Here is an 11,955-nt window from a genome sequence, read left to right on the forward strand (position 1 = left end):
AAAAGGGGCCGGCGCCCGTGGTTCGCGGAGCGCCGGCGCTAGGTGGTACGTGTGGCTGGCTCGGTCGTGCGGCCCGGTGGTCAGGGCATGTGGAGCGTGACGGCGCTCTGGAGCAGTTCGGGGGCCGCCCACGTGGACCGGGACCCGGCGTAGGCGGTGCCGAAGTCGGCGGTGCCGAGCAGGAGCTGCTTCTTCGTGCCGGCGGGCGCGGTGAGCGGGGCGACGACTCCGGAGGGCGTCTTGACGGTGACGTCCTTGCCGATGCGGTAGGCGGTGACCTGGTTGGCGGCCACCGCGGCGTTCCAGGCCGCGCGGCGCTGGAGCTCGACGCCGGTGTCCTTCATGCTCTGGTTCACGATCGGCGCGCTGGGCGCGTAGAGCGTGCGGTAGGAGTCGAGGACCTGGTTGAGCACCGGGTAGAGGGTGCGGTCCTCGGCGAGGTTGCTCTGGTGGACGTAGTGCGGGCGCGGGTCGTTGTTCAGGACGTGCCGCAGGGCGGTCCTGGCCTCGGCCGGGACGATGTAGTCCAGGTAGCCGGTGCCGGCGTCGAGCGGGGCCGGGAGGCAGGTGGAGGTGCCGGGGTTGTCCTCGCAGATGCCGCTGCCGCCGTGGGCCCGGCTGGTGTAGATCCAGTTGTACTCGTCGGCCATCTCGGCGTTGGTGCCCGTGTTGTAGTACACGTTCATCGGGTACCGGGGGACGGTCAGGGCGGCGCCCACCGGCCGCTGCACGGGCTCGCGGGAGTTGTCGCTGCCCGCCCACTTCACGCCGTTGTCGGCGAGCGCGCCGGCCAGATTGGGGTTGTCCTGGCCCTGTTGCGGAAGGGTCTTGAGACCGGAGTGCTCACCGGTGACCAGCTCGGAGCGGTCGAGGGTGATGCCCTTGCCGGCGGCCCAGTTGTTGTTGTCCCGGATCTGCGCCGAGATCTCCGCGCGGCTCATCCAGTTGACGGCGCCCTGGGCGTTCTTCGTGCAGGTCCACGGGCTGGTGGTGGTGTTCTGGACGCAGCCGAGGAACGGGTGGGTGTAGGTGTGGTTCATCCACCGGTACTTCGCCTTGTCGGCGATCAGCTGGGCGGTCAGGGCGTCGGTGTTGCCGTGCTCCGCCTTCCACTCCTCCCCCGCGCCCGCATTGAAGAGCAGGTCGAGCTTGAAGTTCTTGGACGTCTGCCACTGCGCCAGGTACTGGGCGTCGGCGGCCGTCATCCGGATGGTGGACTCCTGGCCCTCGCCGCCCGCGCAGGCGTAATCGCCCGGCGTGCAGTTGAGCTCCTTGCTCCAGCGGGCGTCCGGGGCGAAGACGTCGTCGACGTGGACCGCGAAGTAGTTGCGCTCCTGGCCGAGGTGGACGCCCTGGGTGACCCACTCGACGATGCCGCGCGCCAGCAGCCGGAACTGCTGCTGGTACTGGTTGTAGCCGAAGGTGACGACCAGTTCGCTGCGCCCGTCGTGGGTGTACTCGCCGACGAGGGAGGCCCGTCCGGAGCCGACGGGGGCGTCGACGTAGCTGGTGTAGCCGGGCCTCGGCTTGGCCATGAACCCGTAGCTCTCCGGGATCAGCGCAGAGTTGTCCTCGAAGGCGACCTGGCCCCCGAGGTAGGCGAAGGGGCCCGCCTTGCCGGCCGGGGTGACGGCGGCCTGGGTGCCGTCGAGCGTGCCGCTGTAGCCGCCGTTGTCGGTGTACTCCAGACCCACCCCCGGGTGGGCCCAGGTGTAGGCGTCCACCTGGCGGATCCCGTACGTCGTCTCGTACGCGGCGAGCGCGGCCATCTCGGCCGAGCCCGCGCCGAACGGGTTCTCGTTGGGCAGCACCACGCCCTGGAACTTGGCGCGCGGCCGCCCGTCGACGGTGTCGGCGAGGAACGCCGCGTTGACCACCGGGCGGCTGCCGCTGCTCAGGTCGACACGGGTGAACGGGACTCCGGTGTCGCGGAGTTCCGCCGTGATCGCCTCGACCGAGCTGCCTCCGTCGTCGACGACGAGCACCCTCAGGTCGATGCGCGGAGTGACGGCCGCCTGCGCGGCCGCTCCGGGTACCGCGACGGATGCTATGGCAGCCGCGAAGCATACGGCGGCGAGCCTGTTCATCCGGTTCTTGTTGACCATTTCGGCCTTTCCCCCCGCAGGCGTCCTCGACTTCGGCCGGTGGCTTCGGGCCAGGCCGGGGAGGCTCTGTGGAAATGATGCAAAGGAACCCCGCGTCCCCTTGCGAGAGTGGACCGAGTTTCTCGGACCTCGTCAGGTCTAAGGGGCAAACCTGGAACAGAGACCACAGATGGGTGAACCTGGTGGCCTCTTGATCGAACAACTTGCCAAACCTTCGAGTGGCGTGCGGACGACGTCGTGCGCGTAGGCTCATTTCCGGCGGCCATCGGGCCCGAATACGATCGCTACGGACGGCCGGCCACCCTCTCGGCCCACACCACCAAAACGGAAGCGAGAATTCACCACCGTGACTGCTCTGACTCTCAGCACTGCCGGACCGGCGACGCTGCGCGCCGACGCCCTCGTCGTCGGCGTAGCGAAGGGCCCCAAGGGCCCCGTCGTGGCCGCGGGCGCCGAGGCCGTGGACAAGGCGTACGACGGAAAGCTCGCCGCCGTGCTCGACGCGCTCGGTGCCACGGGTGGCGAAGGCGAGATCACCAAGCTGCCCGCCCCGGACGGCCTCAAGGTCCCGGTCGTGCTGGCGGTCGGACTGGGCCCCGTCCCCGAGACCGACGAGTCGTACGACGAGGAGGCGCTGCGCCGCGCCGCCGGCGCCGCCGCCCGCGCCCTGCACGGCTCCAAGAAGGCCGCTTTCGCGCTCCCCCTGGACGACGCCTCCGCCGTCACCGCCGTCGCCGAGGGCGCGCTGCTGGGCGCGTACGCCTTCACCGCCTACCAGGGCGGCGAGAAGAAGGGCTCCAAGAACGGCGGCCCGAAGCTTCCGCTCGTCGAGGTGGCCCTGCTCGGCGCCAAGCCGCGCGACAAGGAGCACAAGGCCGCCGCCGAGCGCGCCGTCGTCGTCGCGACCGAGGTCAACATCGCCCGCGACCTGGTCAACACCCCGCCGAACGACCTCACCCCCGAGGCCTTCGCCGCCGTCGCCTCCGCGACCGCGAAGGAGAACGGCATCAAGGTCCAGGTCCTGGACGAGAAGGCCCTGATCAAGGGCGGCTACGGCGGCATCATGGGCGTCGGCAAGGGGTCCGAGAACCCGCCGCGCCTGGTGAAGCTCTCCTACACCCACCCCAAGGCGGAGAAGACCCTCGCCTTCGTCGGCAAGGGCATCACCTACGACTCCGGCGGCATCTCCCTCAAGCCGGCCGGCCACAACGAGACGATGAAGTGCGACATGGCCGGCGCCGCCGCCGTCTTCGCCTCCGTCGTCGCGGCCTCCAAGCTGGGCCTCCAGGTCAACGTCACCGGCTGGCTCGCGCTCGCCGAGAACATGCCGTCCGGCTCCGCCACCAAGCCCGGCGACGTCCTGCGCATGTACAGCGGCAAGACCGTCGAGGTCCTCAACACGGACGCGGAGGGCCGCCTCGTCCTGGGCGACGCCCTGACCAAGGCCTCCGAGGACAACCCGGACGCGATCGTCGACGTCGCGACCCTGACCGGCGCCATGATGATGGCCCTGGGCGACCGCACCTTCGGCATCATGGCCAACGACGACGCCTTCCGCACCTCGGTGCACGAGATCGCCGAGGAGGTCGGCGAGGCCTCCTGGCCGATGCCGCTCCCCGCGGACCTGCGCAAGTCCATGGACTCCCCCACCGCCGACATCGCCAACATGGGTGTCCGTATGGGCGGCGGCCTGGTGGCCGGCCTCTTCCTGCAGGAGTTCGTCGGCGAGGGCATCACCTGGGCCCACCTCGACATCGCGGGTCCCGCCTTCCACGAGGGCGCCCCGTACGGCTACACCCCCAAGGGCGGCACCGGCTCCGCCGTGCGCACCCTGGTGCGGCTGGCCGAGCGCACGGCCACGGGCGACCTGGGCTGACGCTCCCGGCGTAGGCCGCGACCCGGCAGCGGCCGGCGGGCCCCGACCTTGATCAGATTTTCTGATCGGGGCCGGGGCCTGTTCACTGTCAACGAAATCCGTAGGTTTCTACGCAGCGGTAACCCCCGGTTCGGGCAGATCGACCCGTCACTGGCCGGGCCCGCCGTCCCGCGTTCCGCCGACAAATGCGAAGATGGGTTCTCGGCAGGACAGGGCCCCCACCACAGGGCCGAAGAAACAAGCGGCCGATTACCAGCCGCCGCCCCGGTCACAGAGGACCGGTGCTCGGCGCACATGCATGGAGGACGTGACGTGGCGAACGACGCCAGCACCGTTTTCGACCTAGTGATCCTCGGCGGTGGCAGTGGCGGTTACGCCGCGGCGCTGCGCGCATCCCAGCTGGGTCTGGACGTTGCCCTGATCGAGAAGAACAAGCTCGGCGGCACCTGCCTGCACAACGGCTGCATCCCCACGAAGGCTCTGCTGCACGCGGGCGAGGTCGCCGACTCGGCTCGCGAGGCCGCCCAGTTCGGTGTCAAGACCACCTTCGAGGGCATCGACATCGCGGGTGTCAACAAGTACAAGGACGAGGTCATCTCGGGCCTGTACAAGGGCCTGCAGGGCCTGGTCGCCTCCCGCAAGGTGACCTACATCGAGGGTGAGGGCCGCCTCTCCTCGCCGACGTCCGTCGACGTGAACGGCCGGCGCGTCCAGGGCCGCCACGTCCTGCTGGCGACCGGCTCCGTGCCGAAGTCGCTGCCGGGCCTGAACATCGACGGCAACCGCATCCTCTCCTCGGACCACGCGCTGGTCCTGGACCGCGTGCCCGAGTCCGCGATCATCCTGGGCGGCGGCGTCATCGGCGTCGAGTTCGCCTCGGCGTGGAAGTCCTTCGGCTCCGAGGTCACCGTCATCGAGGGCCTCAAGCACCTCGTGCCGGTCGAGGACGAGAACAGCTCCAAGCTGCTGGAGCGCGCCTTCCGCAAGCGCGGCATCAAGTTCAACCTCGGCACCTTCTTCGACAAGGCCGAGTACACCGAGAACGGCGTGCGGGTCATCCTCGCCGACGGCAAGACCTTCGAGGCGGAGGTGCTGCTGGTCGCGATCGGCCGCGGCCCCGTGTCGCAGGGTCTGGGCTACGAGGAGCAGGGCGTCGCGATGGACCGCGGCTACGTCCTGGTCGACGAGTACATGCAGACCAACGTGCCGACCATCTCGGCCGTCGGCGACCTCGTCCCGACCCTCCAGCTCGCGCACGTCGGCTTCGCCGAGGGCATCCTGGTAGCGGAGCGTCTGGCCGGTCTCAAGACCGTCCCGATCGACTACGACGGCGTCCCGCGCGTCACGTACTGCCACCCCGAGGTCGCGTCCGTCGGCATCACCGAGGCCAAGGCCAAGGAGATCTACGGCGCGGACAAGGTCATCGCCGCGAAGTTCAACCTCGCGGGCAACGGCAAGAGCAAGATCCTGAAGACCGCGGGCGAGATCAAGCTCGTCCAGGTCAAGGACGGTGCCGTGGTCGGTATCCACATGGTCGGTGACCGGATGGGCGAGCAGGTCGGCGAAGCCCAGCTGATCTACAACTGGGAAGCCCTTCCCTCCGAGGTCGCGCAGCTCATCCACGCGCACCCGACCCAGAACGAAGCGCTCGGCGAGGCCCACCTGGCACTTGCCGGCAAGCCGCTGCACAACCACGACTGATCGTCACGGGCGCGACGACCGACCACTTCCGCACATTCGTTAGGAGCAACTGAAACCATGTCGGTTTCCGTAACCCTTCCGGCGCTCGGAGAGAGCGTTACCGAGGGCACTGTCACCCGCTGGCTGAAGGCCGAGGGCGAGCGCGTCGAGGCCGACGAGCCGCTGCTCGAGGTCTCCACCGACAAGGTGGACACCGAGATCCCGTCCCCCGTGTCGGGCATCCTGGCCTCCATCAAGGTCGCCGAGGACGAGACCGTCGAGGTCGGCGCCGAGCTGGCCGTCATCGACGACGGCTCGGGCGCTCCGGCCGCGGCCGGCGCTCCGGCCGCCGCGACCGTCGTCGCCGAGACCCCGGCCGCTCCGGCCCCGGTCGCCGAGGCCCCCGCGGCCCCGGCCGCCGAGACCCCGGCCGCCGCGGCTCCCGCCGCCTCCGGCACCGATGTCGTGCTCCCCGCGCTGGGCGAGTCCGTCACCGAGGGCACCGTCACGCGCTGGCTGAAGCAGGTCGGCGAGTCCGTCGAGGCCGACGAGCCGCTGCTCGAGGTCTCGACCGACAAGGTCGACACCGAGATCCCCGCCCCGGTCTCCGGCGTCCTGCTGGAGATCCTGGTCGCCGAGGACGAGAACGCCGAGGTCGGCTCCCGTCTGGCCGTCATCGGCGCGGCGGGTGCCGCCCCCGCGGCCGCTCCGGCCGCTGCCGCTCCGGCTCCGGTCGCCGCTGCCGCCCCGGCCGCCGCTCCGGCTCCGGTCGCCGCCCCGGCTCCCGTGGCCGCCCCGGCTCCCGTGGCCGCCCCGGCTCCCGTGGCCGCCCCGGCTCCGGTCGCCGCTCCGGCTCCCGTGGCCGCTCCGGCCCCGGTCGCCCCCGCCGCCCCGGTTTCCGCCGGTGACGAGGGCGCGTACGTGACCCCGCTGGTGCGCAAGCTCGCCTCGGAGTCCGGCGTCGACCTGGGCGCCGTCTCGGGCACCGGTGTCGGCGGACGCATCCGCAAGCAGGACGTCCTGGCCGCCGCCGAGGCCGCCAAGGCCGCCGCTGCCGCCCCGGCTCCGTCCGCCGCTCCGGCCGCGAAGGCTCCGGCCGCCGCGGTCTCCGAGCTTCGCGGTCAGACCGTCAAGATGACCCGCATGCGCAAGGTCATCGGCGACAACATGATGAAGGCCCTGCACTCGCAGGCGCAGCTCAGCTCCGTGGTCGAGGTGGACATCACCAAGATCATGAAGCTGCGCGAGAAGGCCAAGGCCGGCTTCCTCGCCCGCGAGGGCGTCAAGCTGTCCCCGATGCCGTTCTTCGTCAAGGCCGCGGCCCAGGCGCTGAAGGCCCACGCGGTCGTCAACGCCCGGATCAACGAGGACGAGGGCACCATCACCTACTTCGACTCGGAGAACATCGGCATCGCCGTGGACTCCGAGAAGGGCCTGATGACCCCGGTCATCAAGGGTGCCGGCGACCTCAACCTGGCGGGCATCTCCAAGGCCACCGCCGACCTGGCCTCCAAGGTCCGCGGCAACAAGATCACGCCGGACGAGCTGTCGGGCGCGACCTTCACCATCAGCAACACCGGCTCGCGCGGTGCGCTGTTCGACACGGTCATCGTGCCCCCGAACCAGGTCGCCATCCTGGGCATCGGCGCGACGGTCAAGCGCCCGGTCGTCATCGAGACCGCCGAGGGCACGAACATCGGCATCCGCGACATGACGTACCTGACCCTGTCCTACGACCACCGCCTGGTGGACGGCGCGGACGCGGCCCGGTACCTCTCCGCCGTCAAGGCGATCCTCGAGGCCGGCGAGTTCGAGGTCGAGCTCGGCCTGTAAGGCTCTCCGCGACAGAGCGGCAGCAGCTGTCGCGCACGGCGCCCCCGCCCGGACACAAGTCCCGGGCGGGGGCGCCGTCGTCGTCCTGCGGGCGGGCCTGTCGGGAGACCTGTAACCAGCCTCACCCTGCGCCCCCGACCCGGAACGCATCGCGACGACCGGAGCGGCCGTATTGTCTACGCATCAGGCCCCGCGTGACCCTGCACACCCACCAGGAGATGAAGCCCCGATGATCACCCCACCCGTCGTGCACTCGCTGCGCGAGCAGATCCGCGAGCACATCGTGGAGGGGATCGTCAGCGGGCGCTGGAAGCCCGGTGAGCGGATCGTGGAGCGCCGGATCGCCGTCGAGCTGGAGGTCAGCCAGACGCCCGTGCGCGAGGCCCTGCGCGAGCTGGAGACGCTGCGGCTGATCGAGTCGGCTCCGAACAAGGGCGTGCGCGTACGGAACCTGTCGGCGGCGGACCTGGAGGAGATCTATCCGGTCCGAGCCGGCCTGGAGCAGATCGCCGCCGAGCTGGCCGCGCCCCGTCTCGCGCTCGACTGCACGGCCCTGGAGCCGCACGTGGCGGCCCTGTGGGACGCCGACCGCAGCGCGGACGGCACGGCCCAGGTGAGGCACACGGTGGGCTTCCACAGGGAGATGGTGCGGGCCGCCGGCAACAGCGTGCTGCTGCACACGTGGGAGTCGCTGGGCATCGAGGTCTTCACGGCCCTGTCCATCCGGTGGCTGGGAACCGTCCAGAAGTCCTACGCGGAGGAGCACGAGGCCCTCGTGCACGCCTTCCGCAATCAGGATCCGGACATCGGCCTGCTCGTGAAGCGGCATGTCCTGGGGTGCGCGCCGCGGGCTTGATCCCGCCCTCCGGTCCGCTGGTGCACCTGCCGATTCCTGTCCGCTTTGCACCGATTTACCCGGCACTGGGTGCCTTCTTTCTTGGCACCCGGTGCCGACTTTTGCCCTATGGACGTTTCTTTTCCACTTTCATTTGATCGATCATCGATCAGCGTTTTACAGTCGTCGCGGACCCCACCCGGGTTCGCACGACCCCTGTCCTGCCCGTCAGGGTTTTCTCCACCACCTCTCCTTTGTCCGGAAGGCGGCGCACACCGATGTCCGACCCCGTAGGAAAGCTTCCGAGCGAGCTCGACCAGCTCCCGGACCGCGACACCGAGGAGACCGCCGAATGGGCGGCCTCCCTCGACGCAGTCGCCAAGGCCGCCGGTACGCGCCGCGCCGAATACCTGCTCCGCCGCACCCTCCAGCACGCCGAGGCCGCCGGCCTCGCCCTGCCGAAGCTGCTCGAGACGGACTACGTCAACACCATCCCCACCGCCGCGGAGCCCGAGTTCCCCGGCGACGAGGCGATGGAAGCCCGGATCACCGCCTGGAACCGCTGGAACGCGGCCGCCATGGTGACCCGCGGCTCCAAGTACGGCGTCGGCGGCCACATCGCCACCTTCGCCTCGGCGGCCTGGCTCTACGAGACCGGCTTCCAGCACTTCTTCCGCGGGAAGGAGGCCGACGGATCGGGCGACCAGCTCTACATCCAGGGCCACGCCTCCCCCGGCATCTACGCCCGTGCCTTCCTCGACGGCCGCGTGTCCGAGCAGCAGCTCGACAACTTCCGCCAGGAGTCCGGCGGCAACGGCCTGCCGTCCTACCCGCACCCGCGGCGCCTGCCCTGGCTGTGGGAGTTCCCGACGGTGTCCATGGGCCTCGGCCCGCTCTCCGCGATCTACCAGGCGCGCTTCAACCGCTACCTGCACAACCGGAGCATCAAGGACACCGCCAACTCGCACGTCTGGGCCTTCCTGGGCGACGGCGAGATGGACGAGCCCGAGTCGACCGCCGCCCTGGCCCTCGCCTCCCGCGAGCAGCTCGACAACCTGACCTTCGTCATCAACTGCAACCTGCAGCGCCTCGACGGTCCGGTCCGCGCCAACTTCCGCGTGGTCCAGGAGCTGGAGGCCCAGTTCCGCGGCGCCGGCTGGAACGTCATCAAGTCGCTGTGGGGCTCCGCCTGGGACGAGCTGTTCCAGCTCGACACCACGGGCGCCCTGGTGCGCCGCCTGCGCGAGGTACCCGACGCGCAGTTCCAGACGTACGCGACCCGCGACGTGGCCTACATCCGCGGGCACTTCTTCGGCGCCAACGCCGAGCTCGCGCAGCTGGGCGGCCTGCTCTCCGACGCCAAGATCGCCGAGTGCTTCCACAGCTCGCGCGGCGGCCACGAGCCCCGCAAGGTCTACGCCGCGTACAAGGCCGCCCTGGAGCACAAGGGCGCGCCGACGGTCATCCTCGCGCAGACCGTCAAGGGCTACACGCTGGGTGCCGGGTTCGAGTCGAAGAACGCGAACCACCAGATGAAGAAGCTGACGATCGACGAGTTCAAGGACATGCGCGACCTCCTCGGCCTCCCGATCCCGGACAGCGCCTTCGCCGACGGCCAGGTCCCGTACGGACACCCGGGCGCGAACAGCCCCGAGGTCCAGTACCTCAACGAGCGCCGCGCCGCGCTCGGCGGCCCGGCCCCGGCCCGCAAGGTCAAGCACGTGGCCCTGCCCGCTCCGGCGGACCGTTCCTTCGCCCCGCTGCTCAAGGGCTCCGGCAAGCAGGAGATGGCCACCACCATGGCCTTCGTCCGGCTCGTCAAGGACCTGATGCGGGACAAGGAGACCGGCAAGCGCTGGGTGCCGATCGTCCCGGACGAGGCCCGCACCTTCGGCATGGAGTCCCTCTTCCCCTCGGCCGGCATCTACTCGCCGCTGGGTCAGACGTACGAGCCGGTCGACCGCGACCAGCTCATGTACTACAAGGAAGCCAAGGACGGCCAGATCCTCAACGAGGGGATCACCGAGGCCGGCGCCATGGCCGACTTCATCGCCGCCTGCACGTCCTACGCGACGCACGGCGAGCCGATGATCCCCTTCTACATCTTCTACTCGATGTTCGGCTGGCAGCGCACCGCCGACCAGATGTGGCAGCTCGCCGACCAGCTCGGCAAGGGCTTCATCGTCGGCGCCACCGCCGGCCGCACCACCCTGACGGGCGAGGGCCTGCAGCACGCGGACGGCCACTCGCACCTGATCGCGTCCACGAACCCGGCGTCGCTCAACTACGACCCGGCCTTCGCGTACGAGATCGCGGTGATCGTCAAGGACGGTCTGCGCCGGATGTACGGCGACAAGCCGGAAGACGTCTTCTACTACCTGACGGTCTACAACGAGCCGAAGGTGCAGCCGGCCATGCCCGAGGGCGTGGAAGAGGGCATCCTGCGCGGCCTCTACCGCTTCAACACGGCGGCGGACCTGGCGGAGGCGGCCCCGGCCGCCGACGCCCCGAAGATCCAGCTGATGGCCTCCGGTACGGCGATCCACTGGGTGCTCGACGCGCAGAAGCTGCTCGCCGCCGACTGGAACGTGGCCGCCGACGTCTGGTCCGCCACCTCCTGGGGCGAGCTGCGCCGCGACGCGCTGGAGTGCGACGAGGCGCTGCTGCGCGGCGAAATGCGCACTCCGTTCGTCACCCGCGCGCTGGAGGGCGTCACCAGTCCGGTGCTCGCCGTCTCCGACTGGATGCGTCAGGTCCCGGACCAGATCAGCCAGTGGGTCGAGCAGGACTACACCTCACTGGGTACCGACGGCTTCGGCCTGTCCGACACCCGTGAGGGCGCCCGCCGACACTTCGGCGTCGACGCCCAGTCGATCGTGGTGGCCGCGCTCGCCCAGCTCGCCCGCCGCGGCGAGGTACCGGCTTCCTCCATCAAGGAGGCCCGGGAGCGCTACGGGCTCTGAGCCCGGCCGCCGTACGCGACGCACCGCCGAAGGCCGGTGTCCACCCTCCAGGGGGTCGGACACCGGCCTTTGGCCGTATGCGCGGTGGCGGCACGGGGGGCGACCCGTGATGCTGGAGCGGTGATGGACGAGACGGAATTCTGGGAGATCGTCGACCGTACCCGCGAGGCCGCCGACGGCGACCCCGAGGAGCACGCCGAGCTGCTCGTGGAGCGGCTGGCGCAGCTCGACCCGGACTCCGTCCTGGACTTCGCCCGGCACTTCGAGTCCCGGTACAACCGGGCGTACACATGGGACCTGTGGGGCGCCGCGTGGGTGCTGCTCGACGGGGCGAGCGACGACGCGTTCGACTACTTCCGGTGCTGGCTGATCGGCCAGGGGCGGGAGGTCTTCGAGGGCGGGGTGCACGACCCGGACCACTTGGCGGAGCTCCTCGGCGACTTCGACGAGGAGATCGACGGGGACGGCGAGGAGCTGGGGTACGCGGCCGACGAGGCGTACGAGCAGCTGACCGGTTCGGTCGCACCGGATCTGGGCATCCCGCTGCAGGCGGCCGAGCCGGAGGGCACCGCGCTGGACTTCGAGAACGAAGCCGTGCTCGCGGAGCGCTTCCCCCGGCTGTGGGACCGCTTCAGGGCCTGACGCAGGCCCGGCGGGATCCGG

The 11,955-nt window shown here is 70.3% G+C and carries 7 protein-coding genes; 6 read left to right on the forward strand and 1 reads right to left on the reverse strand.

Features of this window, described 5'->3' with window-relative positions; genetic code table 11:
- Positions 1–80: 80 nt before the first annotated feature.
- Positions 81–2,105 carry a hypothetical protein gene (locus tag ACFWBY_RS20390; protein ID WP_385342282.1) on the reverse strand — a complete coding sequence of 675 codons (2,025 nt, stop codon included), beginning with the start codon at positions 2,103–2,105 and terminating at the stop codon, positions 81–83.
- A 346-nt stretch (positions 2,106–2,451) separates the two neighbouring features.
- Between ACFWBY_RS20390 and ACFWBY_RS20395 the strand changes: the two genes are divergently transcribed.
- The 6 genes from ACFWBY_RS20395 to ACFWBY_RS20420 all read left to right on the forward strand — a co-directional run bounded on the left by ACFWBY_RS20395 (position 2,452) and on the right by ACFWBY_RS20420 (position 11,934).
- Entirely contained in the window at positions 2,452–3,981 is a 1,530-nt protein-coding gene (locus ACFWBY_RS20395) for a leucyl aminopeptidase (RefSeq protein ID WP_385342284.1), read from the forward strand.
- Positions 3,982–4,293: 312 nt separating this feature from the next.
- The gene (lpdA, locus tag ACFWBY_RS20400; protein ID WP_385342286.1) at positions 4,294–5,682 is read left to right on the forward strand and encodes a dihydrolipoyl dehydrogenase; all 1,389 of its coding nucleotides are present in this window, start codon (positions 4,294–4,296) and stop codon (positions 5,680–5,682) included.
- Between the two features lie 57 nt (positions 5,683–5,739).
- Positions 5,740–7,494, forward strand: coding sequence for a 2-oxoglutarate dehydrogenase, E2 component, dihydrolipoamide succinyltransferase (gene sucB / locus ACFWBY_RS20405; RefSeq protein ID WP_385342288.1), 1,755 nt, complete (start codon positions 5,740–5,742; stop codon positions 7,492–7,494).
- Positions 7,495–7,726: 232 nt separating this feature from the next.
- Positions 7,727–8,350 (forward strand): GntR family transcriptional regulator, encoded by a 624-nt coding sequence (locus ACFWBY_RS20410; protein WP_385342307.1) that lies wholly within the window; start codon positions 7,727–7,729, stop codon positions 8,348–8,350.
- A gap of 257 nt (positions 8,351–8,607) precedes the next feature.
- Entirely contained in the window at positions 8,608–11,292 is a 2,685-nt protein-coding gene (aceE, locus tag ACFWBY_RS20415; RefSeq protein ID WP_385342289.1) for a pyruvate dehydrogenase (acetyl-transferring), homodimeric type, read from the forward strand.
- A 123-nt stretch (positions 11,293–11,415) separates the two neighbouring features.
- The gene (locus ACFWBY_RS20420; protein WP_385342291.1) at positions 11,416–11,934 is read left to right on the forward strand and encodes a DUF4240 domain-containing protein; all 519 of its coding nucleotides are present in this window, start codon (positions 11,416–11,418) and stop codon (positions 11,932–11,934) included.
- Positions 11,935–11,955 lie beyond the last annotated feature (21 nt).

This window comes from Streptomyces sp. NPDC060049, from assembly GCF_042736715.1.
Classification (GTDB): domain Bacteria; phylum Actinomycetota; class Actinomycetes; order Streptomycetales; family Streptomycetaceae; genus Streptomyces.